Raw genomic sequence first — 22,925 nt, forward strand, 5'->3', positions numbered from 1 at the left:
ATTGCGTTTTGCGTGAACATGAAACGGATTTCCCGATGGACCTGACCCTGCCCCCCAAAGTCACTGACCGAGCTTTCGCCCGCCTGTCCGAGATCGGCGCAAGCGCGCAGGGCAAAGCGTTGCGCGTCGCTGTCGAAGGCGGCGGCTGTTCGGGGTTTCAATACGAGATCTCGCTGGATGACCCGGCCGAGGGCGATCTGGTCCTGTCGGGTGGCGGCGAACAGGTGGTGGTGGACGAAGTGTCACTGCCGTTTCTTGCAGATGCTGTCATCGATTTCACCGAAGAACTGATCGGCGCGCGCTTCGTGATCGACAACCCGAACGCCACGGCCTCTTGCGGCTGCGGCACCTCGTTCTCGATCTAAGCGTCACGCGGCCATCAACTCTGCGCCAAGCGCCATCGCGTCCAGCGCCTCTTCCTTGGCAATCCGCCAAGCATAGGCGAAATCCGCCTGCCACGAGTTGCCCAACTGGCGTTTCAGCGTCCCGATCAGCGTATTGGCCAGCAACTCGGCATGGTCCGCGCCCATGCCCCGCATCGCCATACGAAATCCGATCAGACGCAGCCCGGCGGTCAGCGTCACTTCATTCCCGGCAAAACACATCATCAGACGATAGAGCACCCGCACCTGTTCGGCGTGGTCGTCGATACCCGCTGGGAACAGCACTCTCAGTTCGGGCGCACGCTGAAACAGCAGCGGGAAAAACGCGCGGGAAAAACCCTCTTCCTGCCCAACCAGAAGGTCCAGACTGTGCAGGCATTGGGCGCGGGTCAGATGGTCCATGACAGTGATCCTTCCAGTGAAACGTCAGATTTGCCTCAAACTTGACGGGTCTCGGTTAACAATTCCTGAGCGCACCCGCAGAAAATCACCTCCTCGCGCATTTTTCTTCCCCCCATCCCGCGAACAGGTTACGACGCGCGCATGAAAACGGAATGGCATACGATCATCATTGGTGCAGGCGCGGCGGGGTTGTTTGCCGCCCCCTTTGCGGCCAAGGCGGGGCCCACGCTGGTCATCGACCACGCCAAGAAACCCGGCGAGAAGATCCGGATTTCCGGCGGCGGGCGCTGCAATTTCACCAACATGTATGCCGAGCCGAAGAATTTCGTGGGGCAAAACCCGCATTTCCACAAATCCGCCCTTGCCCGTTTCAGTCAATGGGACTTTGTCGAGCTGGTCGATCAAGCAGGCATCGCGTGGCACGAGAAAACGTTGGGCCAGCTCTTTTGCGACGGGAAGTCCACGCAGATTGTTCAGATGCTGACGGACCGCTTGGCCAAGGCCGGGGCGGAGCTGGCCCTGAACACCTCGGTCAGTGCAGTCGCGAAGGCCGAAGGCGGCTTCCAGCTTGAGACCTCGCAGGGCCAGCTCACCTGTCAAAACCTGATCATCGCAACGGGCGGCAAGTCGATCCCCAAGATGGGCGCGACGGGCTTTGCCTATGACATCGCGCGGCAATTCGGGCATCAGATCATCGACACCAGCGCCGGGCTTGTGCCCTTCACCTTCCCCGACGGGCGGTTCGCCGCGCTATCCGGCGTGTCTTTGCCCGTGCGTGTCTGGAACGACCGTGCCAGCTTTGAAGAAGCGCTTCTGTTCACCCACCGCGGCCTCTCTGGCCCGGCGATCCTGCAAATCTCTTCCTATTGGCAGCCGGGAGAGCCCGTGCATATCGACCTGACCCAAGGGCTAAACCTGCGCGAGGTGCTCCGCACGCAGCGCCAGACCGAAGGACGGCGGCAGTTGTCGACGGAACTCTCGCGCCACCTACCCGGCAAGCTGGTCGATCACCTCGCCACAGAATGGGCGGACCGTTTCGACCTGACCCAGCGGTTGGCTGATCAATCCGACACCGCGCTGGACGCGCTGCTAGGGCAGTTGTCCGATTGGCAACTTACCCCCTCGGGCACCGAGGGCTATCGCACGGCCGAAGTTACGTTGGGCGGCGTGTCCACTGATGCGCTGGACAGCAAGTCCATGATGTCGAAAACCATCCCCGGCCTCTATTTCATCGGCGAATGCGTCGACGTGACTGGCTGGCTGGGTGGCTTCAATTTCCAATGGGCCTGGGCCAGCGCCCATGCCGCCGGGCGGCATATCGCCGAAGCCTGACCCGCGCTGCTTGCGCCCACCCGCGTTTGCCCCCACAGTGACCCCAACATCAGGAGAGCCTCATGAAAATCGCCAGCTTCAATATCAATGGCATCAAGGCCCGTTTGCCCGCTTTGATGGACTGGCTGGACGAGGCGCAGCCGGATGTGGCGATCTTGCAGGAAATCAAATCAATTGACGAGAACTTCCCCCGCGAAGCTTTTGAAGACAAAGGGTATAATGTCGAAACGCACGGGCAGAAAAGCTTCAACGGCGTGGCGCTTCTGTCCAAACTTCCGCTTGAGGATGTGACGCGCGGATTGCCCGGTGACGACGAAGACGAGCAGGCTCGTTACATCGAGGCAACCGTGGTCGGCGATCACGCCGTACGGATCTGCGGGCTGTACCTGCCAAACGGCAACCCGGTGCCCGGTCCGAAATACGACTATAAGCTCGCGTGGATGGAACGTCTGCGCGCCCGTGCCGAAGCGCTGTTGGCCGAGGAAATCCCCTTCCTGATGGCGGGCGACTATAACATCATCCCGCAAGCCGAAGACGCCGCGCGCCCGCAGGATTGGGTGGAAGACGCGCTCTATCGCCCTGAAAGCCGCGAGGCATGGCGCAAAATCCTGAACCTTGGCCTGACCGAGGCCTTCCGCGCCCGCAACCAAGCCCTCGAGCAGTATTCCTTCTGGGACTTCCAGCGTGGGTCATGGCAGCGCAATGACGGCATCCGCATCGACCACTTCCTGCTATCCCCGGAATGCGCAGATCTATTGGTAGATTGCCAGATCGACAAAGAAGTGCGCGGACGCGAGAAGCCCTCGGACCACGTACCAATTTGGGTGAAGCTTGCCGCGTAAGGGTTTGGAATGAAACGTAAGATCATCATCGATACCGACCCCGGACAGGACGACGCGGTCGCCATTCTTCTGGCCTTGGCCAGCCCCGAAGATATCGAGGTTCTGGGCATCACGGCAGTCGCCGGAAACGTGCCCTTGGCCCTGACCGCCAAGAACGCTCGCATTGTCTGCGAGCTGGCCGGAAAGCCCGAGACGCGCGTGTTTGCAGGCTGCGACCGTCCGCTTCGCCGCGAACTGGTAACCGCAGAATACGTGCACGGCAAAACAGGTCTGGACGGGCCAGAGCTGCCTGATCCCACCATGCCGCTTCAGGACCAGCACGCGGTCGATTTCATTATCGAGACCCTGCGCGCGGAACCTTCGGGCACCGTCACGCTCTGCCCGCTTGGGCCGCTAACCAATATCGCGACCGCATTTGAGCGCGCACCTGACATCGTCGAACGCGTGCAGGAAATCGTTCTGATGGGCGGCGCGTATTTCGAGGTTGGGAATGTCACCCCAACCGCTGAATTCAACATCTATGTCGACCCGCAAGCTGCTGATATCGTGTTTACTTCCGGCGTTCCCCTTGCGGTCATGCCACTGGACGTTACCCACAAAGCGCTGGTCACCAAACCGCGCAATGACGCTTTTCGCGCCCTGCCCGGAGACGTCGGTCATGCGGTGGCCGAGATGACGGATTTCTTCGAACGGTTCGACATCCACAAATACGGCTCGGAAGGTGCGCCTTTGCATGATCCAACCGTCATCGCCTATCTGATCCGCCCGGAGCTATTCACAGGCCGGCACATCAATGTGCAGATCGAAACCCAGTCCGAGCTGACCATGGGCATGACCGTTGCAGACTGGTGGGGCGTGACCGATCATCCCCCCAACGCCACCTTCATCGGCGACCTTGATGCGGATGGATTTTTTGACCTTCTGACCAAAAGGATTGCCCGATTATGAGCAGCCTGCGCCTTGCCACAACGGACGACCTTGATCGACTTCTGCCCCTTGTGGCCGGGTTCCATGCCGAAGCGGGCATTGAACAGAATGACGAGACGCGGCGCGGCGCTCTGACCCCACTTTTGGAAGGCTCGCCCCATGGGGCCATCTGGATGATCGGCCCACGTGTGGCCCCGGTTGGATACATCGCCGTCAGCTTCGGTTGGTCGATTGAGTTCGGAGGCATCGACTGCTTTCTGGACGAAATCTATGTCCGCGAACGCGTGCGTGGGCGTGGTATGGGCTCGGAAGCCTTGGCCGCGTTATCCCGTGCCTTGTCCGACCAGGGCGTGAAGGCGATGAACCTCGAGGTCGATTCTGACAACGACCGGGCGCGTGCGCTTTATGAACGCATGGGCTTTCAGTCGCGTAACCGCTATTATCTGATGACACATATCTTTTGATACGCCCGCGCGGGCAGCACTGCTATGGACTTGAAAGTCGCCACATATAACATGCGCAAGGCCATTGGGCTGGACCGCAGACGTGATCCGCATCGTATTCTGCACGTGCTGAACGAGCTGAATGCGGATGTGCTGGTGCTGCAAGAGGCCGACCGCCGCCTTGGCCCCCGCCCCTCAGCCCTGCCCTTCAAATTGATCGAGGGCGAGACCGATTTCATCCCCGTCCCCTTTGCATCGAACGGCCTGTCCCTTGGCAGCCACGGAAACGCGGTTCTGGTCCGCAAAGGACTGACCTTTCACGACGCGCGCACGTTAGAGCTGCCGGGGCTGGAACCACGTGGCGCGGTGTCTGTCGGGATCGAGGGCAAGATGCAGGTGATCGGCACCCATCTGGGCCTGCTGCGCCCCTATCGGCATCAACAAATGCGCGCGCTGGCCAAGCATTTCGACCATATAGAGCTGCCTACCGTAATCCTTGGCGATTTCAACGAATGGTCCCCCCGGCGCGGGTTTGAACCGCTTGAGCAGCATTTCAACATTCACAGCCCCGGTCGGTCCTATCACGCCTCGCGTCCCGTGGCGGCGCTGGATCGGATCGCGACCTCGGACGGGGTTGAGCTTCGGGATGCTGGCGTCGACCAGTCCAAGCTTGCGCGCATCGCCTCGGATCATCTGCCGGTCTGGGCCAAGCTGCGGATCACAGACTGAGTAAATCCGTCGCAATTTCCGATATTTGTCAGCACCCGCGCACGTGCTATGAGGCACGCAAACACGACTTACGGATCATACAGGACCGACAATGACTTTTCTGCAAATTGCATCTCTTTTGATTGTTCTGGCCGGCCTTTTTGGCGCCATCAACTATCTTTTCCTAAAACTCCCTTCGGCCATCGGTATCCTTGTAGTATCGCTGGCGGCTTCTGTGGCAATCCTGCTTCTGGATCTGGTGGCGCCCGGACTGGGCGTAGCCGATCAGGTGCGCACGCAGGTCACAAGCATCGACTTCTCGGACGCGCTGCTGGAAGGCATGCTGGGGCTGCTCTTGTTTGCAGGCGCGCTGCACGTGAAAATCTCGGATCTGCGGCAGCAATGGCGGCTGGTCTTTCTGATGGCTACGATGGGCGTGGCGCTGTCGACCGCCGTGGTCGGCGTGGGCTTCAGCTGGATCACCGGCATGCCGCTGCTGATCGCGCTGGTCTTTGGGGCGCTGATCACCCCCACTGACCCTGTGGCTGTTCTGGGCGTGTTGCGCGAGGCAAACCTGCAGAAGTCTTTGGAAACAAAGATCGCGGGGGAAAGCCTGTTCAACGACGGCGTCGGCTATGTGGTCTTCCTTGTGTTGGTCGGGTTGGCTTTCCCGCATCACGGAGGCCATGGCGGTGGTCACGAAGAAAGCGCGGCGATGGGGGCTGTTATCCTGTTCCTGCAGGAAGCCGTCGGGGGCGCGGTTCTGGGCGTCGCCCTTGGCTGGCTGACCTTCCGCGTCATGCGCCTGATTGATGACTACTCGCTTGAGGTTCTGTTGACCCTTGGCCTTGCCTTCGGGGGCTATGAACTGGCGGTTGCTTTGCATTTCTCGGCACCGATCATGGCGGTCTGTGCGGGCCTTCTGATCGGTGACGTGGGCGCCAAACACGGGATGAGCGAAGAGACCCGCAACTATGTCGACGCCTTCTGGAAGCTGATCGACGAAATCCTGAATGCCGTCCTCTTCCTGATGATCGGGTTCGAGGTCTTCGCCGTCGCCTTCACCATGGACGCGGTCGTTGCGGGCACCATGGCCATCGCGCTGGCGCTGGTCGCACGTCTGACCGCCGTGGCGGTGCCTGTGCTGCTTCTGAAGCCCTTCCGCAGCTTCTCGCGCGGGGTCATTCCCATCATGACCTGGGGCGGGTTGAAAGGCGGGATTTCCGTTGCGCTGGCGCTGTCGCTGCCCGACAGCGAGTGGAAACCGCTGATCCTGACCGCGACCTATATCGTGGTGATCTTTTCGATCATCGTGCAGGGGCTGACCGTGGCACCGATGGCGAAACGGATCGGTCGCGAACCGGAGCTGATGTGATGCGCGAAGGGACCGGGTTGTTCCCCGGCAACCACGACTTCGCGGTCTATGCGTGGGTCGAAGACGCTGACGGCACGATCCACGCGCGCATGTTCGCGCACTTGGATGGCATCCCGGAAGACCCGGCCACCGGGTCGGCAGCGCCCGCCCCTTGGCTGTGCTTCTCTGCGCGGATCGCGGCGAAAACCAAAGCCTGACCATTCATCAGGGATATGACATGGGCCGTCCGTCACAGATCCACCTGAAAGCTGAACCGGGGAAGGTCACTGTCGCGGGATCGGCCGTGCCTGTGATGTCAGGAAGGCTGATCCTCTGAATTCTGGCTCATCACAGCCTCAAGGATCAACCGCGCTGCGGGCTCAAAACTGGGCACAAAAGCATAGCGCGAGAACGCCTCGCGGATATCCTCTGGCAGCCCTTTCGGATCGCGTTGCGATGACAGGTCGAATTGGGCCGCACCTTGAAGGCTCATCATAAGGGCTTTGGCCAACGGCTCGACCATATCTGGGGACGCGCGCGTCACATGGGCCAAATGCGCGGCCCATTCCGCGCTTAGCGCAAGCAACTGACGCTTGGCGGCAAAAAGTGGTTCATCTGCCACGTTCGATTCGATCACCGCCACAAGACGCGCGTACATTGGCAGGAAAAGCGGCGTGGTCTGCGCATGATCAGTCATGCAGCGTGCGATCTGGGCAGCACTATCCCCAAGCGTCACATCTTGCTTGAAACGTGCCACGACCGTGCGCATCGCCTCGAGAAACAGAAGCAGAAACAGCTCTTCTTTCGACCGCACATACAGATAGAGGGTCCCCTTCGCCAGACCAGCCCGTTTGGCCAGCGCGCTCATTGTCACGCCGTCAAAGCCCGTTTCGTCGATCATGTCACGCGCAGCGGACAGGATTACAGCCTGCCGTTCGGCCTTCTGATCCTCGGATCTTGCGCGCTTGATGTTCTGGCCAACCGTCATGGTTTGCAGCCTCTTCCCCACATTGACTGCGGATCAAATAACAGTCCTTACCATTTCTATGAAACAGAGGGCTGAAAGTCACCCCATCCACTAGATTTTGCCGCCCCCCTTTGCCTGCCCGAGTTTTCGCGGCATAAGGGGCGGGCATCAAAACATCGAGGGGCATATGTCAGGCGCATCCATTTTGAAACGTTGTGAAGAAATGGGGCTGCGCATGACCGATCAGCGCCGCGTGATTGCACGTGTGCTGGAGGATGCCCATCACGATCACCCGGATGTCGAAGGGCTGCATGCCCGTGCCGCCGCTGTGGACCATCGGATTTCGCTGGCGACGGTCTATCGCACTGTGAAGCTGTTCGAAGAGGCCGGCATTCTGGTCAAGAACGAGTTCGGTGACGGGCGCGCGCGCTATGAAAGTGCGGATCGCGATCACCATGATCACCTGATCGACCTGACTACCGGAGAGGTGATCGAGTTCCTCGACCCGGAAATCGAAGCGCTTCAGGAAAAGATCGCCGCCAAGCTGGGGTTCGAGCTGAAGGGGCACCGGCTGGAACTATACGGCGTGCGCAAGAAAGACTAAGGCGCACTGCCATCCATCACGCACCGTGATTGGATACATCACCGAATCCCCCCTTGCCGCAGTTCAGCAAATCGGTTTCTGTCGCCGGACGCACTGAACGGATCGGAACATGCAAAACATTCGCGGCATCATTCTTATTACCTTTTCGATGGCGGCTTTCGCTGCGGAAGACACGTTCATCAAATCGATGTCGCGCGGCATTCCCGTGTCCGAAGTGCTGATCTTTCTGGGATTGGGCGGGATGATCGCGTTCGGCGTCATGACATATATTCAGCGCGGCACGTTGGCCCCGTTGGTACATCGCGACATGCGCTCGCCCATCATGCTATGGCGCAATGCATCCGAGGCCGTGGCCGCCATGTTCTTCATCACCGCCCTGTCGCTGGTGCCGCTATCCACTGTTGCCGCCGTCTTTCAGGCCACGCCGCTGGCCATCACCGCAGGGGCAGCCTTGTTTCTGGGTGAACAGGTTGGCTGGCGCCGCTGGAGCGCCATTGGCATTGGTTTCATTGGCGTCTTGATCATCATCCGCCCCGGCGGTGACACGTTCCAACTGGCGGCCCTGCTGCCGCTGGGGGCAGTGATCACGATCGCCGTGCGCGATCTTCTGACCCGCCAGATGGATCCCTCGATCCCATCCGTCAGCGTGGCCTTCTATGGCTTTGCGTCGGTTGTTCCGGCCGGGATCATTCTGGCGCCGATCAATGATCCCTTCGTCATGCCTCAGGGCATCGAATGGGCCTACATGCTGGGGGCCGTCATCTGCGGCGTCTCGGGCTATTACGCCATCGTGCAGGCCATGCGTATCGCTGAAACCGCGATCATCATGCCGTTTCGTTATATGCGGCTGATCTTCTCGATGATCCTGGGCATGCTGATTTTTGCCGAGCGCCCCGACAGCTGGACCTATCTTGGTGCGACCATTGTCATTGGCACGGGAATTTACATGTTCGTACGCGAACGTCAGACCCGCGTGCGCTAACAATTCACCTGCGCTGTTGTCGTGCCGCGCGGAACGCGCTAAAGACGCCTCAACTGAAGTTTTCTTCTTATTGGGAGCGCTAACATGAGCACCATCGTCGATATTTTCGCCCGCGAGATTCTGGACAGCCGCGGCAACCCCACCGTCGAGGTGGACGTCATTTTGGAAGACGGCACGCTGGGCCGCGCCGCTGTGCCCTCGGGCGCGTCGACCGGTGCCCACGAGGCCGTGGAAAAGCGTGACGGCGACAAGGCACGCTACATGGGCAAAGGCGTTCTGGCCGCTGTTGAAGCCGTGAATGGCGAAATCGCGGACATGCTGATCGGTTTCGACGCGACCGAGCAGGAAGCCATCGACGCCGCCATGATCGAGCTGGACGGCACCCCGAACAAGGGCCGTCTGGGCGCCAACGCCATTCTGGGCGTGTCGCTGGCCGTGGCCAAAGCGGCTGCTGACGCATCGGCTCTGCCGCTGTACCGCTACGTTGGCGGTGCCTCGGCCCGCGTTCTGCCGGTTCCGATGATGAACATCATCAACGGCGGCGAGCACGCCGACAACCCGATCGACATTCAGGAATTCATGATCATGCCGGTCGCTGCGGAAAACATCCGCGAAGCCGTGCGCATGGGTGCCGAAGTATTCCACACCCTAAAGAAAGAGCTGTCGGCCGCTGGCCTGTCGACCGGCATCGGCGACGAAGGTGGCTTTGCCCCCAACATTGCGTCGACCCGTGATGCGCTCGACTTCATTATGAGCTCGATCGAGAAAGCAGGCTACACCCCCGGCGAAGACATCTATCTGGCCCTCGATTGCGCCGCGACCGAATACTACAAGGACGGCAAATACGTTCTGTCGGGCGAAGGCAAATCGCTGACCTCGGAAGAAAACGCTGCCTATCTGGCCGCCCTGTGTGACGACTATCCGATCATCTCGATCGAAGACGGCATGTCGGAAGATGACTGGGACGGCTGGGTCGCCCTGACCAAAGCCATCGGCGATAAGGTCCAACTGGTCGGCGACGACCTGTTCGTGACCAACCCGGCCCGTCTGGCCGAGGGCATCGAAAAGGGTGCCGCCAACTCGATGCTGGTGAAAGTGAACCAGATCGGCTCGCTGTCGGAAACGCTGAAAGCCGTCGACATGGCCCACCGTGCGCGCATGACCAACGTCATGTCGCACCGCTCGGGCGAGACCGAGGACGCCACCATCGCCGACCTCGCCGTTGCCACCAACTGCGGCCAGATCAAAACCGGCTCGCTGGCACGATCGGACCGGTTGGCAAAATACAACCAGCTGATCCGCATCGAGGAAAGCCTAGGCGCGACCGCGGAATATGCAGGGCGTTCGATCCTGAAGTGATCAGCCCCCAGAACGACTGGAAAGCCCCGCTGGAAACGGCGGGGCTTTTTGCTTTTGGGGCCAAGCAACCCGAGCAAACCCGGGCTTCTGGGCAGGTTGATCCACGCCATGGCCCCGGAAATGGCATTACGAGCAGAATGAAGTTGTCCAACAAAGAAGGAGATACCTAAATGCTTAGATTGTTTTTTGCCCTCCTTGCGTCCTCCACACTATTGGTCGCTTGTGCCGACACCGAGACCTATCCGTTGTCAGGCGAGGAATGCACGGCGAATGATCCGGTTCTGGATCTTGATGCTGCAGACTGCACCGTACCGGGCGTATAAACACGCACGCATCTTTGCCGAGTTAAGGCCCCATCTTAAAGGCGGGGGGCATCTTGCCTCCCCGCTCAGTATTTCATTTGCATCAGACAGTCTGATAGTTCGCACGCCCCTTGGCAGCGGCCTTCATCGCATTCATCGCCTCTGCGCTGGTCATCAGCTTGGTCGTGGATCCGCCCGACATCATGCCCGAGGCCCCGACCACCAAGGCGCAAGCGGCCATGGTTTCGTCATCAGGCGCTTCGATCAGCGCCACAACATCATCGTCTCCGAAACAGAAAAACAGGTGATGCAGCTTGGCCCCCATGCTGTCGATCATCGCCCCAGCCGCCGCTTCGCGGTCCTGCGGCTTGTCGACCAACGCACGCAAACTGTCCGTGCTGTAGCGGCCCCGAAATAGATAAAAAGACATATCAACCTCCTGATTGGAAATGGATGATAGGTCCCTGCCCTGCCTCGACCACTCGTGAATGGGGCGGATTTTACCACAAATTACAGATGGCGCGTATTCGTCGAAAGGCTATAGTCCTGCCCCATGACCCCAGACCAGATCATTCAGCACCTCGACCTCGCTCCGCATCCCGAAGGTGGGCATTATCGCCAGACATGGGTGGATACGGATGCCGACGGGCGCCCCAGCGGCACCTGCATCTATTTCCTGCTGAAAGAGGGCGAGAGCAGCCATTGGCACCGGGTCGATGCGGGCGAGATCTGGCTGTATCACGCAGGCGCGCCCTTGGTGTTGTCGACGGCAGAAACGGATGCCGGGCCTGCCACGGATCACATGCTTGGCCCCGACCTTGCGGCGGGACAGGCCCCGCAGATCATCGTGCCAAAGGATCACTGGCAGGCGGCGCGCACGACCGGAGCCTATACGCTGGTCAGTTGCACGGTTTCGCCCGGATTTCAGTTCGAGGGCTTCACACTTGCCGCGCCCGGTTTTGACATTCCGCGCGCGTGATCAGGTTCCGCCAAGCAGCACTGTTGACACCGGCACCATCGAGACCGAGCTTGCGCGGTTGCCCACGCTCCATTCCACCAAGGCGGCAAGTGTTTGCGGAACAGCACGCCCCATCAAGATCACACCTTCTTCTTGATCAGCCTTGAAGGCTGCATTGTCCAGAAAGCGGCGGATCACCTTGTTGTCTTGCCCGTTTCCATCAAGATCACGGAACACCAATCCAGCGGGCACCCCCGTTTTCAGCGCGTTCTTGTGGCCGGTGTTCAGCCCCTCGGGCTGGGTGATCAAGCCATGCCCTGATGCCACAAGGATTTCCGAAACCTGACGCGACAGGGGTGCGTTGGTTTGAAATCCACTGTCGGGCGCCATATAGACCGCAACGCCCATGTTCAGCTTGGGTTGTTGTACCTGCAGGTTCACCTCGGCATCGGTCGGAGTGGCTTCAGGCGGCAGATCGGCCTGCATCACGATCTCGGCGCCCGCGGCACGATAGAAGGCAATGGCATCGTTCAGATCCGGGGCGGTGACATCCAGAATGACACTGACCGGGAAGGGCAGATTATCAAGGCCTTCCAGCTTTGTACGCTCTGGCCCCATATCCTTCAGCACAACCGCCATCAGAGGGCGCCCCCCGATGTCCAACGCAGGAACCGCGTTGCGCTCGATCGCCAAGGGCGACGTGGACAGATCGAACAGAGCCGTTTCAAGCGGTTGTGCTAAATCGATCGCGGGCGCGTCTTGCGTGGCGTCGGCCGAGCCGATGCTGGGCAGACGATTGGTGGTCACGCCGGGGGCCTGATCTTCAAGGCGCGCAACGCTTGTGCCAAGTCCGCTGCGCCCATCCGTAGTCACCTCTTGCTTTTGAGGGGCTGGCACGACGACTTCGGCAATTTCGGGTGCGGCAATTTCGGGTTCTTCGATTGCGGAGTCCGAGGTCCCAGCTTCAGGCGCAGCAGGTTGAGGCTGCGCTTCAATCTCAGGGGCGACCTCCTCCTCAGGGGCAATGACGGGGGCTTCGGTTTCGACCGTATTGCCAGCCGCGGGCGTATCTTCTTCAACCACCTCTTCGGTCATAACCTCTGGGGCTTCCATCGGCTCGTCGGCGGGTTCGGTCGGCGTGGCGGTCTCTTCCGCCACCTCTACAACCGGCGCGGCCTCCGCCTCGGGCACGGCAACTTCGGCAGGCGGTTCCGCGACCACTGGGGCGTCAACCGGGGTCGGCGCTTCGGCCTGAGCAACGGGCGCGGGCGCCGTCTGGATTGGCGGCAGCATCGGTGACACGAATGCCAAACCGACCGCCGAGACAACTCCGCCGCAAATTACGCCTGTTAGGAAGCCTTTTGCCATGGCTTTTACCCCCTGAATACTCGATTGATCCCGCGCCGCTCTTGACCCTCGGCGCATGCCTGGACCATGTATAGCCCGACAAGGGCGTTACGTAACCCCTTCTGATACAACTTTGGCGAAAGGCCGCGACATGATCCTGCTGATCGATAACTATGACAGCTTTACCTACAACCTCGTCCATTATTTCGGCGAGCTTGGGGCCGATGTGGTCGTGCGTCGCAACGACGCTTTGAATGTGCAAGAGGCGATGGGCATGGGCGCGGATGGGATCGTCTTGTCCCCCGGTCCCTGTGACCCGGCACAGGCGGGCATCTGTCTGCCTTTGACGATGGCCGCTGCCGAAGCAAAGGTGCCGCTCTTTGGTGTGTGCCTTGGCCACCAGACCATTGGCGAGGCGTTCGGCGGAGATGTCGTCCGCGCACCCGAAATCGTACATGGCAAGATGGGTACCGTTCTGCACGAAGGCAAAGGCGTGTTCGAAGGCCTGCCCTCTCCGCTGCAAGCCACCCGCTATCACTCGCTGGTGGTGGATCGCGCCACCCTGCCCGACTGCCTTGAGATCACCGCCGAGCTGGACAACGGTTTGATCATGGGGCTGCGCCATAAAGAGCTTGAGATCGAGGGCGTACAGTTCCACCCCGAAAGCATCCGGTCCGAGCACGGCCACGCGATGTTGGAAAACTTCCTGAAGAAAACAAAGGTGGCGGCATGAGCGACGCGATGAAACCTCTGATCTATGCGGCCACCGAAGGCCCGTTGTCGCGTGGTCAGGCCGAAGACGCCTTTGAAGAGCTGTTCGAAGGCCGCGCCACACCTGCCCAGATGGGTGCGTTGCTGGCCGCCATGCGCACGCGTGGGGAAAGCGTGGCGGAGTATTCGGCTGCTGCTGCTGTCATGCGGGCCAAGTGCAACGCGGTGAACGCCCCCGAGGGTGCGATGGACATCGTGGGCACCGGCGGCGACGCATTGGGCACTCTGAACATTTCGACCGCGACGGCCTTTGTCGTGGCGGGCGCAGGTGTGACCGTTGCCAAGCACGGCAACCGCAACCTGTCGTCGAAATCGGGCGCCGCGGACGCACTGACCGAGATGGGCGTGAACGTGATGGTCGGCGCCGATGTGGCCGAACGCGCGATCAACGAGGTCGGCATTGGCTTCATGATGGCCCCGATGCACCACCCGGCGATCAAACACGTCATGCCTGTGCGCCAGGAAATGGGCTGCAAGACCATCTTCAACATTCTTGGTCCGCTGACCAATCCGGCAGGCGTCAAACGCCAGCTGACCGGCGCTTTTGCGGCGGATCTGATCCACCCAATGGCTGAAACGCTGTTGGCACTCGGGTCCGAGAAAGCGTGGCTGGTGCATGGGTCCGAGGGGATGGACGAGATTTCGATCACCGGCACGACCGCTGTGGCGGCGGTCGAGGATGGCGCTGTGCACACCCGCGAAATCCACCCCGAGGACGCGGGCCTGCCGGTGCATCCTCTGGCCGCGATCCTTGGCGGCGAGCCCGCCGAGAACGCCGTCGCCTTTCGCGCGCTGCTTGATGGTGTGCCGTCTGCGTATCGCGATGCGGTGCTGTTCAACGCCGCCGCCGCCCTGATCGTAGCCGACAAGGTGGACGATCTGAAATCCGGCGTCGAGATGGCCGCCGAAAGCATCGACAGTGGTGCCGCGAAAGCCAAGATCGAGGCGCTGGCCGCACTGACCTCGGCGGCATAAACCTTTCGCCCGGCGGCACGCCGGGCAACGCCCGTCCGCCCCCACCGGGCAGGCGTTATACGCCCACCCGACGGACGGTCGATGCCCTTCGCGCAAATCCTGCACGCATTCCGCCTTCCATCCGCCCCCTGCCCGCGCTAGAACCAGCGCATGAGCACTGTTCTGGATAAAATCAAAGCCTATAAACTCGAACATGTGGCCGCGTGCAAAGCCGCCCGCCCCCTGTCCGAGGTCGAGGCCGCCGCCCGCGCCGCAAGCCCCACCCGTGGCTTTGCAGCATCCCTGATGAAAGACGCCGAAACCGGCTATGGCCTGATCGCCGAGGTCAAGAAGGCCAGCCCGTCCAAAGGCCTGATCCGCCCGGATTTCGATCCGCCCGCGATCGCCAAAGCCTATGAAGCTGGCGGCGCGTCCTGCCTGTCGGTCCTGACCGACGCACCGTCCTTCCAAGGCGCCGACGAGTTCCTCGTGGCCGCCCGATCAGCCGTGTCGCTCCCTGCCCTACGCAAGGACTTCATGTATGACACCTATCAGGTCGCCGAGGCCCGCGCCTTGGGTGCTGACTGCATTCTGATCATCATGGCATCCGTTGAAGACAACCAAGCACAAGAGCTTGAAGACGCAGCCTTTTCCTGGGGCATGGATGTTCTGGTCGAAGTGCATGACGAAGAAGAACTGGAACGCGCCACGATCCTGAAGTCCCCGCTTCTGGGCGTGAACAACCGCAATCTGAAGACCTTCGAGACCACGCTCGACACCACCCGCCGCCTGTCGAAACTGGCGGGAAAGGAACGTCATCTGGTCTGCGAAAGTGGCCTCTTCACCCCGCAGGATCTGGCCGACATGGCCGCGCACGGCGCCCGCAGCTTCCTGATCGGTGAAAGCCTGATGCGTCAGGACGATGTCGAGGCCGCAACCCGCGCCCTCCTTACGGGTCCGGTGCCCGCATGAGCGACAGCCCCCTGACCCATTTCGACGCCGAGGGACAGGCCCATATGGTCGATGTCTCGGACAAGGCTGTGACAGACCGCGTCGCGCTGGCTGAAGGCTTCGTGCGGATGACGCCCGAGACGCTCGCGCTGGTGACCTCAGGCACCGCCAAGAAGGGCGACGTTCTGGGCATCGCGCGTCTGGCCGGGATCATGGGGGCAAAGAAAACCTCGGACCTGATCCCGCTGTGCCATCCGCTGCCGATCACCAAGGTCGCGCTAGAGCTGGAACCTCAACCCGACTTGCCCGGCGTGCGCATCACTGCCACGGTGAAAACCGGCGGCCAGACCGGCGTGGAAATGGAAGCCCTGACCGCCGTGTCGACCGCCTGCCTAACGGTCTATGACATGCTGAAAGCGGCGGAAAAGGGGATGGAAATCACTGGCATTCGCCTTCTGCGCAAGCAAGGCGGCAAATCAGGTATTTACGAGGCAGACTGATGATCACGGTGAACGAGGCGTTGGACGCAATCTTTGAGCTGGTCACGCCTTGTGGAACCGAAGAGGTGCCGCTGGCCGAAGCCGCGGGTCGCGCCCTTGCCGCCCCTGTCACGGCCACCCGCCTGCAACCACCCTTTGCCGCCTCGGCCATGGATGGCTATGCGCTGAACGGCGTGGAAGCCGACCCCGAAGCGATGTTCCGCGTGATTGGCGAAAGCGCTGCGGGCCACGGGTTCGACGGCCGTGTCGGCCCCGGCGAATGCGTCCGCATCTTCACCGGTGCGCCTCTGCCCGAAGGCACCAATCGCGTCATCATCCAGGAAGATGTGACCCGTAAGGGCAATCTGGTCACGCTGGCCCGCAAGCTGGACAAAGGTCCGCATGTGCGCCCGGCAGGCGCTGATTTCAAACCCGGCGACACGATCCCCGCACCCCGTGTGCTGACGCCTGCCGATCTGGCGCTAACGGCTGCGATGAACGTGCCCACCCTGACCGTGTCGCGCAAACCTGTCGTGGCGCTTTTGGCCACCGGGGACGAGCTGGTCATGCCCGGCGAGGTCCCCGGTCCAGATCAGATCATCGCCTCAAACAGTTTCGGTCTGAAAGCCCTGATCGAGGCGAACGGGGGCCATGCCCGCATGTTGCCCATCGCACGCGACAACGCCGACAGCCTGCGCACCGCGCTGAATTTGGCGGCAGATGCAGATCTGATCGTCACCATCGGTGGCGCGTCGGTTGGGGACCATGACATCGTTGGCGCTGTGGCGGCCGAGATGGGCATGGATCAAAGCTTCTACAAAGTGCTGATGCGCCCTGGCAAACCGCTGATGGCCGGACGGATGGCCGATGCGGTGATGATTGGCCTGCCCGGAAATCCAGTCTCCTCAATGGTTTGCGGTCACGTTTTCCTTGTCCCGGCGCTGCGTGCCATGCAGGGACTGGGGGAAGCAGCCGCTCCGCGACACCATGCCGTGCTTACCGCAGATATCGGCCCGAACGGTCCCCGTGAGCATTACATGCGCGCCCGCGTTGATAACGGCGAGATCACCGTCTTTGACAGCCAGGACAGTGCCCTTCTAAGCGTGCTTGCCCAAGCCAACGCGCTGCTGGTACGCCCGGTCTCGGCGCCGGCACTCGCGGCAGGCGCGCAGGTTGAGTATCTGCCGATCTGACCCTGACGGCGCCCACCGACCCGCGCTTGACACAAAAAGAGAACATGGGTAGAACATAGCTTGAACGCCCCGCGACGAGGGCCTCGGGCTTAAGGTTATTAATTACTCCTTTCGCCCCTTGAACGAGGACGGAGGAACGCAGATGCTGACCCGCAAGCAGTTGGAACTTCTGGAATTTATCCACAAGCGTATGCAGAAGGATGGGGTATCGCCGTCCTTTGACGAGATGAAAGAGGCGTTGGACCTTCGCTCCAAGTCCGGCATTCACCGCCTGATCACAGCGCTTGAGGAACGCGGCTTCATCCGCCGCCTCGCCCACCGGGCGCGTGCGATCGAGATCGTGAAGCTGCCTGAAACTATGGAAAACTCCGGCCGTGCCGGGTTCGAACCACGTGTTGTTGAAGGCGGACGTCCTGAAAGCACTCCCAAAACCGCGATGCCGCTAGAGGCGCTTGGCGTGAACGAACTGCCGCTCTTGGGCCGTATCGCCGCGGGTGAGCCGATCGAGGCGATCACCGACGGCACGCAACACGTATCCGTCCCCGGTGCCATGCTGGGCGCAGGTGGGCGCCACTATGCGCTTGAAGTTAAAGGCGATTCCATGATCGACGCCGGGATCAACAATGGTGATGTCGTCGTAATCCGCGAAACCAATCAGGCCGAGAATGGCGACATCGTGGTCGCACAGGTGGATGGCTATGAGGCAACCCTGAAACGCTTCCGCAAGAACGGCGACATGATCGCGCTTGAGGCGGCAAACCCCGCATACGAAACCCGCCTTCTGCCCGAAGGTCAGGTGAAGGTGCAGGGCAAGCTGGTCGGGTTGATCCGCACTTACTAAGCCGTCAAGCAACATGCAAAACGTAGAAAGCCCGGTCTGTTGACCGGGCTTTTTTATGTGATCCTTGACGCGTGCCTAAGCGCGTTTTGGGATAAACTTGAGGAACAAGTTTGTCGCGAAACACCACAGCACTGATATCTTGCGCTGCGTTCCGGCTTTCCCTGCGTCTGGTTAAAACCGAAACATCTTAGCTGAGTTTGGACAGCTTCGACTGCAGCTCGACCAGCTGTTTCTTGATCTTGTCCAGCTCGTCCGCGTCTCCAGACTTCTCCTCGGATTCGCCGTCCTGCGCAGGGCCCGAAGATCCGGAAAAGCCGCTCATCATGGCTTTCATGAAGGCTTCTTGCTGGGCTTGCATGGCCTCGAACCCCGGCATGTTCGCCATCGGATTTCCTATGCCACCAAAATTCTCCATCATCTTCGACTGACCATCACGCAGCATCTCGAAACTGGCCGCAAGGAACTGCGGGACGATGCTTTGGGCTTGCGTGGTGTAGGAGCGGACCAAATCGGTCAGCACGTCCACTGGCAAGACACTTTCGCCACGACTTTCGTGTTCAGCAATGATTTGCAGCAGATACTGACGTGTCAGGTCATCACCCGACTTCAGATCGATGATCTGCACTTCGCGGCCATCGCGGATGAAACCCGCGATGTCGTCCAAGGTTACGTAATCGGACGTTTCGGTGTTGTAGAGCCGCCTGCTTGCATATCGCTTGATCAGCAGCGCGTCCTGAGACTTGTTCATGTTACCTCCCCGCAGAAATTTTCCTTTCTGCACTGCAAAACCTAACAGCGCAGGAGGTAAAGGCAAGGGTTTTGCTCAAATTCCGTTCAACACCCAAAAAGAAAAGGACGGGTCAATGACCCGTCCTTCAGGAAGTTGCCGGAAGGGAGGAGTGCTCCGGCGTTAATCCTTGCTTACTTCGAAGTTGCCTTTTTGGCAGCTTTCGAAACTTCGTCGGTTGCTTTTTTAACAGCAGCCTGAGCTTCTTCGCCCAGCTCTTTGCCGGCAGCCATCATCAGCTCAACGGTTTCAGCTTGAACTTTTTTAGCAACTTCAGCGAAAGCGGCCATGTTTTCGGCAGCCAGCTCGGCCTGAGCCGAAGCAAAATCGGTCATGGCTTTGGTGTAGTCGGTTGCTTCTTCTTTAGCAGCAGCAACATCGCCCAGTTTGGCCAGAGTTTCTTTGGTCCATTTGGTCGAGATCTCAGCCGACTTGTCAGCAGCCTGCAGGGCAACTTTCGACATTTTCTCACCCAGGGCAGCCTGGTTTTTGAAAGCGTCTTGAGCGATCGACATGTCCATCGGGAAGTTGGCCATCATGTCCTGGAACATTTTGTTGAAGTCTTGAGTCTTGGTCATCTTAAAGCTCCTAGAGTAGCGGGGGCGCCGGGAGAAAGCGCCGTTCTGTTTCTGCAAACAATATGTATGCTGCAGTGCAGCAAATCAAGCTTTTTCTGCACTGCAGCATGTAACACTTTTAAGTTGTTGATTTCCAAGTCTTTAGACGGGGTTATGCCTTAGGAACCGCCTTTACGTAGGTGCCAGGCGCCGGTGCAAGCGGCTTGTGAGTCGAATCACCGGGTGCACGTGCATCAACCTTTTGGCCGGATTTCTTCGCCAGCCACTTGTCCCAGCGGCCCCACCATGATCCTTCATGGAAGCTTGCACCTTCCTGCCAGTCCTCGGGCGCGTCGGGCCAATCCTTATTGGTATAATGCCCGTACTTCTTCTTAGAGGGCGGGTTCACGATCCCCGCGATATGGCCGCTTTCAGACAGGATGAAGGTCTTATCCTTGCCCGACATCTGCCGCATCCCGCTATAAGAAGACTTCCACGCGGCGATGTGATCGGTCTCGCACGCGATGGCACAGATCGGAGTCTCGACATCCGACAGCCTCAGGGTCTCGCCCAACAGGTCAAACCCATCCTCTGCGAATTCGTTACCCACACACAGCCCGCGCAGATACTCTACGGTCATTTTCGCCGGCAGGTTGGTGCTGTCGCCATTCCAATACAAAAGATCAAAGGCTGGGGGCGTCTTACCCAGCATGTAGCTGTTGATCGCCGGACCATAGATCAGATCATTCGGCCGCAGATACGAAAAGGTCCGCGACATGAAGAAACTGTCCAGATAGCCACGTTCGGTCACCTCTTCTTCGATCCCGTCGACAAAGTCTTCATCCAGAAACACGCCAACCTCGCCCTGATCCGAGAAATCAGTCAGTGTGGTGAAGAATGTGGCCGAGTTCACGGACTTGTCGCCGCGCTTCTTCATCATCGCAAGCGTCAGCGACAGCGTGGTACCTGCAATACAATAACCAACCACGTTTACTTTTTGCTGCCCGGTGATCTCTTTCACTTCGCGGATTGCAGCCATATAGCCGTCCTCCACATAATCCCCCAGCCCCACATCTCTGTAAGAGTCGTCCGGGTTCACCCAGCTGACCACGAAAAGCGTATAGCCCTGATCGACGATCCATTTGATCAGGCTGTTCTGCTCTTTCAGGTCCATGATGTAGAACTTGTTGATCCAAGGCGGGAAGATGATCAGGGGCCGCGCATAGACCTGCTCGGTGGTGGGGGTGTATTGGATCAACTCGATCATGCGGTTGCGATAAACAACTTCTCCGGGGGTAGTGGCGATGTTGCCACCAACTTCGAAAGCGCTTTCATCCACCAGCCTGACCAAAAGCTCGCCATCATTGGCTTCCAGATCTGACACGAGGTTTTCCAACCCGTCGACCAACGACTGGCCATTTGTCTCGATCGCGCGTTCCATCGCGTCCGGGTTGGTGCCCAGGAAATTGGTTGGGCTCATCATGTCGATCATCTGCTGGGTAAAGAAGTCCAGCCGCTTGCGTTCGTCTTCGTCCAGACCTTCCACACCGTTCAGTGCCTCAGCCATAGAGCTCGATGTGATCTGATATTGTCGCTTAAGATAGTTGAAATAGGGATGCGTTTCCCAAAGGGGGTTTGAAAAACGGCGATCCTTGGGGGACGGGTCTTCAGGCGCCTTGAACTCTCCGCCAATCAGCGCGGCCTGTGCCTCGACCGCATGTTCCAGCGTTTTGCCCCAGAAAGCGGCCTGTTGTTCGATCATTTTGGCGGGGTTGGCCATCATGTCCGACCACATCGAATTGGCCGCTTTGATATAAAAGTCCTGCCCTGGCCCCTGAAGGCTGGGACGTACAGGTTTTCGGTGTGACATGATCTCGCCCAAGCGAGTGGACAGCGCCTCAATCTTAGCGAGATTCGCGCCCAATTCGCTGGTATCCGGCACCATACCTGCCGAAGTTTCCTTTTGATCAGTTGTCATAACACGAATTCCCCCCTATCATTTCGCTACTGCAGCATATCAAAAACCGCATGTGTTAAAGACTATGCAAACGCAGAAACAAAAAAGCAAAGGCTAATTAGGGGATTGCGCATGCGCTATATGGCGACCTACGACCTGATGGAGACCATCCGGAACACGAATCAGTGGCTCGGCGCCACGGCCGCAGCAATGGGTTCGTACCCGGCGACCGCTCTGTTCCCCAGCCCAGTATTTCAAATGATGGCCGCTTGGGGCGAAGTTACCGAGCGGAGCTTTCACCGTATGACTGTTAAGCCTGACTGGGGCATTACCAGCGTTGTAGCCGAAGACGGGCGCGACCACGTGGTTCAGATCGAAAAGCTGGTGGAACGTCCCTTTGGCGATCTGATCCAGTTTAAAGTTCTGGGCCGCCCTGAGAAAGAACGCCGCGTGTTGCTGGTTGCCCCAATGTCAGGCCACTATGCAACGCTTCTGCATTCGACCGTCGCAAGCCTTCTGCCCGATGCCGAGGTTTATATTACTGACTGGCACAATGCCCGTGACATCCCGGTCAGCGAAGGCAAGTTCGACGTCGAAGACTACACGCTCTATCTTGTCGATTTCATGCGCGCCCTTGGCCCGGACATCAACGTTGTGGCTGTGTGCCAGCCCGCCCCCCTGACGCTGGCCGCCACCGCCTATCTGGCCGAGATCGACCCAGAAGCACAGCCGCAGACCCTGACCCTGATCGGTGGTCCGATCAACCCGGACGCCGCCGCCACCGACGTGACCGACTTTGGTCGCCGCGTGACCATGGGCCAGTTGGAAGAACTGGCGATTCAGCGCGTGGGCTTCAAATATGACGGTGCGGGCCGCATGGTCTATCCGGGCCTGTTGCAGCTGGCGGGCTTCATGTCGATGAACTCCGAGACCCACTCGAAAGCCTTTGCCGACCAAATCATGCGCGTCGCCAAAGGCGAGGCATCGGATCACGACAAGCACAACCGTTTCTATGATGAATATCTGGCCGTCATGGACATGACCGCCGAGTTCTATCTGTCGACCGTAGAGCGCCTGTTTAAAAACTGTGAGATCGCCAAAAACGAGTTCGTCGTGGATGGTCACAAGATTGATATTGGAGCCATCACAGATGTTGCTGTGAAAACCGTCGAAGGCACCAAGGACGACATCACAGCCCCCGGCCAATGCATCGCAGCATTGGACCTGCTGACGGGTCTGTCGGATGACAAGAAGGCCAGCCACGTGGAAGAAGGTGCCGGGCACTATGGTATTTTCGCAGGCAAGAGCTGGCGCAACAACATCCGCCCGCTGGTTCTGGACTTCATTGACCAGAACGCCGGTCGTCACGCTGCACAAGCTGCCAAGAAAAAGGCCGCAAAGAAGGGCAAGCCGGTTGCTGTGAAAGCCGTGAAAAAAGCAGCCAGCTAAGCCAGCTGCGACAGACACTAAAAAACGCGCCTGCCCACCGGCATGGCGCGTTTTTTCATGTCTTGTAAGATGCGTC

At 59.6% G+C, this 22,925-nt stretch carries 27 protein-coding genes; 20 read left to right on the forward strand and 7 right to left on the reverse strand.

Annotated features, from left to right (window positions below; all coding sequences use genetic code 11):
• Window positions 1–35 precede the first annotated feature (35 nt).
• On the forward strand, window positions 36–365 hold the full coding sequence (locus MWU53_RS06415) for an iron-sulfur cluster assembly accessory protein (protein WP_247091787.1): 330 nt from the start codon (window positions 36–38) through the stop codon (window positions 363–365).
• 3 nt (window positions 366–368) lie between these two features.
• Here the strand turns inward: MWU53_RS06415 and MWU53_RS06420 are convergent, their stop codons facing one another.
• Window positions 369–785, reverse strand: a complete 417-nt coding sequence (locus tag MWU53_RS06420; protein WP_247091545.1) for a hypothetical protein — start codon at window positions 783–785, stop codon at window positions 369–371.
• 141 nt (window positions 786–926) lie between these two features.
• Between MWU53_RS06420 and MWU53_RS06425 the strand changes: the two genes are divergently transcribed.
• The 7 genes from MWU53_RS06425 to MWU53_RS06455 all read left to right on the forward strand — a co-directional run bounded on the left by MWU53_RS06425 (window position 927) and on the right by MWU53_RS06455 (window position 6,609).
• On the forward strand, window positions 927–2,117 hold the full coding sequence (locus MWU53_RS06425; RefSeq protein WP_247091546.1) for an NAD(P)/FAD-dependent oxidoreductase: 1,191 nt from the start codon (window positions 927–929) through the stop codon (window positions 2,115–2,117).
• Window positions 2,118–2,179: 62 nt separating this feature from the next.
• Window positions 2,180–2,959: an exodeoxyribonuclease III gene (gene xth, locus MWU53_RS06430; protein WP_247091548.1), complete on the forward strand. Its 780-nt coding sequence runs from the start codon at window positions 2,180–2,182 to the stop codon at window positions 2,957–2,959.
• Between the two features lie 9 nt (window positions 2,960–2,968).
• Window positions 2,969–3,907: a nucleoside hydrolase gene (locus tag MWU53_RS06435; RefSeq protein ID WP_247091551.1), complete on the forward strand. Its 939-nt coding sequence runs from the start codon at window positions 2,969–2,971 to the stop codon at window positions 3,905–3,907.
• Window positions 3,904–4,350 carry a GNAT family N-acetyltransferase gene (locus MWU53_RS06440; RefSeq protein WP_247091553.1) on the forward strand — a complete coding sequence of 149 codons (447 nt, stop codon included), beginning with the start codon at window positions 3,904–3,906 and terminating at the stop codon, window positions 4,348–4,350. Before MWU53_RS06435 ends, MWU53_RS06440 begins: the two co-directional genes overlap by 4 nt.
• Before the next feature lie 24 nt (window positions 4,351–4,374).
• On the forward strand, window positions 4,375–5,058 hold the full coding sequence (locus MWU53_RS06445) for an endonuclease/exonuclease/phosphatase family protein (RefSeq protein WP_247091555.1): 684 nt from the start codon (window positions 4,375–4,377) through the stop codon (window positions 5,056–5,058).
• 91 nt (window positions 5,059–5,149) lie between these two features.
• A complete protein-coding gene (locus MWU53_RS06450) occupies window positions 5,150–6,412 on the forward strand; it encodes a sodium:proton antiporter (RefSeq protein WP_247091558.1) in 1,263 nt (420 codons plus the stop codon).
• A complete protein-coding gene (locus MWU53_RS06455) occupies window positions 6,412–6,609 on the forward strand; it encodes a PhzF family phenazine biosynthesis protein (RefSeq protein WP_247091561.1) in 198 nt (65 codons plus the stop codon). The genes MWU53_RS06450 and MWU53_RS06455 overlap by 1 nt, the downstream gene beginning before the upstream one ends.
• Window positions 6,610–6,707: 98 nt before the next feature.
• Here MWU53_RS06455 and MWU53_RS06460 read toward each other — a convergent pair whose 3' ends face one another.
• On the reverse strand, window positions 6,708–7,379 hold the full coding sequence (locus tag MWU53_RS06460; RefSeq protein ID WP_247091564.1) for a TetR/AcrR family transcriptional regulator: 672 nt from the start codon (window positions 7,377–7,379) through the stop codon (window positions 6,708–6,710).
• Between the two features lie 166 nt (window positions 7,380–7,545).
• On the opposite strand from MWU53_RS06460, the gene MWU53_RS06465 reads away from it, so the two are divergent.
• The 4 genes from MWU53_RS06465 (at window position 7,546) to MWU53_RS06480 (ending at window position 10,626) form a co-directional block, all read left to right on the forward strand.
• Complete coding sequence (locus MWU53_RS06465; protein ID WP_247091566.1) at window positions 7,546–7,962, forward strand: Fur family transcriptional regulator; 417 nt, start codon at window positions 7,546–7,548, stop codon at window positions 7,960–7,962.
• Window positions 7,963–8,071: 109 nt separating this feature from the next.
• A complete protein-coding gene (locus MWU53_RS06470) occupies window positions 8,072–8,944 on the forward strand; it encodes a DMT family transporter (RefSeq protein ID WP_247091569.1) in 873 nt (290 codons plus the stop codon).
• Window positions 8,945–9,028: 84 nt separating this feature from the next.
• Entirely contained in the window at window positions 9,029–10,303 is a 1,275-nt protein-coding gene (eno, locus tag MWU53_RS06475; RefSeq protein WP_247091571.1) for a phosphopyruvate hydratase, read from the forward strand.
• 170 nt (window positions 10,304–10,473) lie between these two features.
• Window positions 10,474–10,626 carry a hypothetical protein gene (locus MWU53_RS06480; protein ID WP_166636203.1) on the forward strand — a complete coding sequence of 51 codons (153 nt, stop codon included), beginning with the start codon at window positions 10,474–10,476 and terminating at the stop codon, window positions 10,624–10,626.
• Window positions 10,627–10,708: 82 nt separating this feature from the next.
• Here the strand turns inward: MWU53_RS06480 and MWU53_RS06485 are convergent, their stop codons facing one another.
• The gene (locus MWU53_RS06485) at window positions 10,709–11,035 is read right to left on the reverse strand and encodes a GYD domain-containing protein (protein ID WP_247091575.1); all 327 of its coding nucleotides are present in this window, start codon (window positions 11,033–11,035) and stop codon (window positions 10,709–10,711) included.
• A 123-nt stretch (window positions 11,036–11,158) separates the two neighbouring features.
• Here MWU53_RS06485 and MWU53_RS06490 point away from each other — a divergent pair, with 123 nt between their 5' ends.
• Window positions 11,159–11,584 (forward strand): cupin domain-containing protein, encoded by a 426-nt coding sequence (locus MWU53_RS06490; RefSeq protein ID WP_247091577.1) that lies wholly within the window; start codon window positions 11,159–11,161, stop codon window positions 11,582–11,584.
• Here MWU53_RS06490 and MWU53_RS06495 read toward each other — a convergent pair whose 3' ends face one another.
• On the reverse strand, window positions 11,585–12,931 hold the full coding sequence (locus MWU53_RS06495; RefSeq protein WP_247091580.1) for a divergent polysaccharide deacetylase family protein: 1,347 nt from the start codon (window positions 12,929–12,931) through the stop codon (window positions 11,585–11,587). It lies immediately after the preceding gene.
• A gap of 130 nt (window positions 12,932–13,061) precedes the next feature.
• Here MWU53_RS06495 and MWU53_RS06500 point away from each other — a divergent pair, with 130 nt between their 5' ends.
• The 6 genes from MWU53_RS06500 (at window position 13,062) to lexA (ending at window position 18,099) form a co-directional block, all read left to right on the forward strand.
• The gene (locus MWU53_RS06500; protein ID WP_247091582.1) at window positions 13,062–13,643 is read left to right on the forward strand and encodes an aminodeoxychorismate/anthranilate synthase component II; all 582 of its coding nucleotides are present in this window, start codon (window positions 13,062–13,064) and stop codon (window positions 13,641–13,643) included.
• Window positions 13,640–14,656, forward strand: coding sequence for an anthranilate phosphoribosyltransferase (trpD, locus tag MWU53_RS06505; protein ID WP_247091583.1), 1,017 nt, complete (start codon window positions 13,640–13,642; stop codon window positions 14,654–14,656). Before MWU53_RS06500 ends, trpD begins: the two co-directional genes overlap by 4 nt.
• A gap of 150 nt (window positions 14,657–14,806) precedes the next feature.
• Window positions 14,807–15,607 carry an indole-3-glycerol phosphate synthase TrpC gene (gene trpC, locus MWU53_RS06510; RefSeq protein WP_247091585.1) on the forward strand — a complete coding sequence of 267 codons (801 nt, stop codon included), beginning with the start codon at window positions 14,807–14,809 and terminating at the stop codon, window positions 15,605–15,607.
• Complete coding sequence (moaC, locus tag MWU53_RS06515) at window positions 15,604–16,086, forward strand: cyclic pyranopterin monophosphate synthase MoaC (protein ID WP_247091589.1); 483 nt, start codon at window positions 15,604–15,606, stop codon at window positions 16,084–16,086. The genes trpC and moaC overlap by 4 nt, the downstream gene beginning before the upstream one ends.
• Window positions 16,086–17,258 (forward strand): gephyrin-like molybdotransferase Glp, encoded by a 1,173-nt coding sequence (gene glp, locus MWU53_RS06520; protein ID WP_247091591.1) that lies wholly within the window; start codon window positions 16,086–16,088, stop codon window positions 17,256–17,258. Before moaC ends, glp begins: the two co-directional genes overlap by 1 nt.
• Window positions 17,259–17,400: 142 nt before the next feature.
• Window positions 17,401–18,099 carry a transcriptional repressor LexA gene (gene lexA, locus MWU53_RS06525; RefSeq protein WP_247091593.1) on the forward strand — a complete coding sequence of 233 codons (699 nt, stop codon included), beginning with the start codon at window positions 17,401–17,403 and terminating at the stop codon, window positions 18,097–18,099.
• 187 nt (window positions 18,100–18,286) lie between these two features.
• Here the strand turns inward: lexA and phaR are convergent, their stop codons facing one another.
• From phaR to phaC, 3 genes are all read right to left on the reverse strand, one after another.
• A complete protein-coding gene (gene phaR, locus MWU53_RS06530) occupies window positions 18,287–18,847 on the reverse strand; it encodes a polyhydroxyalkanoate synthesis repressor PhaR (RefSeq protein WP_247091595.1) in 561 nt (186 codons plus the stop codon).
• Window positions 18,848–19,020: 173 nt separating this feature from the next.
• Window positions 19,021–19,464: a Phasin gene (locus tag MWU53_RS06535; protein WP_247091596.1), complete on the reverse strand. Its 444-nt coding sequence runs from the start codon at window positions 19,462–19,464 to the stop codon at window positions 19,021–19,023.
• 151 nt (window positions 19,465–19,615) lie between these two features.
• Window positions 19,616–21,421, reverse strand: coding sequence for a class I poly(R)-hydroxyalkanoic acid synthase (phaC, locus tag MWU53_RS06540; RefSeq protein ID WP_247091597.1), 1,806 nt, complete (start codon window positions 21,419–21,421; stop codon window positions 19,616–19,618).
• A 111-nt stretch (window positions 21,422–21,532) separates the two neighbouring features.
• On the opposite strand from phaC, the gene phaZ reads away from it, so the two are divergent.
• Complete coding sequence (gene phaZ, locus MWU53_RS06545) at window positions 21,533–22,849, forward strand: polyhydroxyalkanoate depolymerase (protein WP_247091598.1); 1,317 nt, start codon at window positions 21,533–21,535, stop codon at window positions 22,847–22,849.
• Window positions 22,850–22,925 lie beyond the last annotated feature (76 nt).

The sequence above is a fragment of the Aliiroseovarius sp. S1123 genome (genome assembly GCF_023015885.1).
GTDB lineage: Bacteria > Pseudomonadota > Alphaproteobacteria > Rhodobacterales > Rhodobacteraceae > Aliiroseovarius.

Excerpts from the sequence above, each read along its gene's own strand:
- MWU53_RS06415 (WP_247091787.1), top strand. The coding sequence starts at position 36 with ATGGACCTGACCCTGCCCCCCAAAGTCACTGACCGAGCTTTCGCCCGC.
- MWU53_RS06420 (WP_247091545.1), bottom strand. The coding sequence starts at position 785 with ATGGACCATCTGACCCGCGCCCAATGCCTGCACAGTCTGGACCTTCTG.
- MWU53_RS06425 (WP_247091546.1), top strand. The coding sequence starts at position 927 with ATGAAAACGGAATGGCATACGATCATCATTGGTGCAGGCGCGGCGGGG.
- xth (WP_247091548.1), top strand. The coding sequence starts at position 2,180 with ATGAAAATCGCCAGCTTCAATATCAATGGCATCAAGGCCCGTTTGCCC.
- MWU53_RS06435 (WP_247091551.1), top strand. The coding sequence starts at position 2,969 with ATGAAACGTAAGATCATCATCGATACCGACCCCGGACAGGACGACGCG.
- MWU53_RS06440 (WP_247091553.1), top strand. The coding sequence starts at position 3,904 with ATGAGCAGCCTGCGCCTTGCCACAACGGACGACCTTGATCGACTTCTG.
- MWU53_RS06445 (WP_247091555.1), top strand. The coding sequence starts at position 4,375 with ATGGACTTGAAAGTCGCCACATATAACATGCGCAAGGCCATTGGGCTG.
- MWU53_RS06450 (WP_247091558.1), top strand. The coding sequence starts at position 5,150 with ATGACTTTTCTGCAAATTGCATCTCTTTTGATTGTTCTGGCCGGCCTT.
- MWU53_RS06455 (WP_247091561.1), top strand. The coding sequence starts at position 6,412 with ATGCGCGAAGGGACCGGGTTGTTCCCCGGCAACCACGACTTCGCGGTC.
- MWU53_RS06460 (WP_247091564.1), bottom strand. The coding sequence starts at position 7,379 with ATGACGGTTGGCCAGAACATCAAGCGCGCAAGATCCGAGGATCAGAAG.
- MWU53_RS06465 (WP_247091566.1), top strand. The coding sequence starts at position 7,546 with ATGTCAGGCGCATCCATTTTGAAACGTTGTGAAGAAATGGGGCTGCGC.
- MWU53_RS06470 (WP_247091569.1), top strand. The coding sequence starts at position 8,072 with ATGCAAAACATTCGCGGCATCATTCTTATTACCTTTTCGATGGCGGCT.
- eno (WP_247091571.1), top strand. The coding sequence starts at position 9,029 with ATGAGCACCATCGTCGATATTTTCGCCCGCGAGATTCTGGACAGCCGC.
- MWU53_RS06480 (WP_166636203.1), top strand. The coding sequence starts at position 10,474 with ATGCTTAGATTGTTTTTTGCCCTCCTTGCGTCCTCCACACTATTGGTC.
- MWU53_RS06485 (WP_247091575.1), bottom strand. The coding sequence starts at position 11,035 with ATGTCTTTTTATCTATTTCGGGGCCGCTACAGCACGGACAGTTTGCGT.
- MWU53_RS06490 (WP_247091577.1), top strand. The coding sequence starts at position 11,159 with ATGACCCCAGACCAGATCATTCAGCACCTCGACCTCGCTCCGCATCCC.
- MWU53_RS06495 (WP_247091580.1), bottom strand. The coding sequence starts at position 12,931 with ATGGCAAAAGGCTTCCTAACAGGCGTAATTTGCGGCGGAGTTGTCTCG.
- MWU53_RS06500 (WP_247091582.1), top strand. The coding sequence starts at position 13,062 with ATGATCCTGCTGATCGATAACTATGACAGCTTTACCTACAACCTCGTC.
- trpD (WP_247091583.1), top strand. The coding sequence starts at position 13,640 with ATGAGCGACGCGATGAAACCTCTGATCTATGCGGCCACCGAAGGCCCG.
- trpC (WP_247091585.1), top strand. The coding sequence starts at position 14,807 with ATGAGCACTGTTCTGGATAAAATCAAAGCCTATAAACTCGAACATGTG.
- moaC (WP_247091589.1), top strand. The coding sequence starts at position 15,604 with ATGAGCGACAGCCCCCTGACCCATTTCGACGCCGAGGGACAGGCCCAT.
- glp (WP_247091591.1), top strand. The coding sequence starts at position 16,086 with ATGATCACGGTGAACGAGGCGTTGGACGCAATCTTTGAGCTGGTCACG.
- lexA (WP_247091593.1), top strand. The coding sequence starts at position 17,401 with ATGCTGACCCGCAAGCAGTTGGAACTTCTGGAATTTATCCACAAGCGT.
- phaR (WP_247091595.1), bottom strand. The coding sequence starts at position 18,847 with ATGAACAAGTCTCAGGACGCGCTGCTGATCAAGCGATATGCAAGCAGG.
- MWU53_RS06535 (WP_247091596.1), bottom strand. The coding sequence starts at position 19,464 with ATGACCAAGACTCAAGACTTCAACAAAATGTTCCAGGACATGATGGCC.
- phaC (WP_247091597.1), bottom strand. The coding sequence starts at position 21,421 with ATGACAACTGATCAAAAGGAAACTTCGGCAGGTATGGTGCCGGATACC.
- phaZ (WP_247091598.1), top strand. The coding sequence starts at position 21,533 with ATGCGCTATATGGCGACCTACGACCTGATGGAGACCATCCGGAACACG.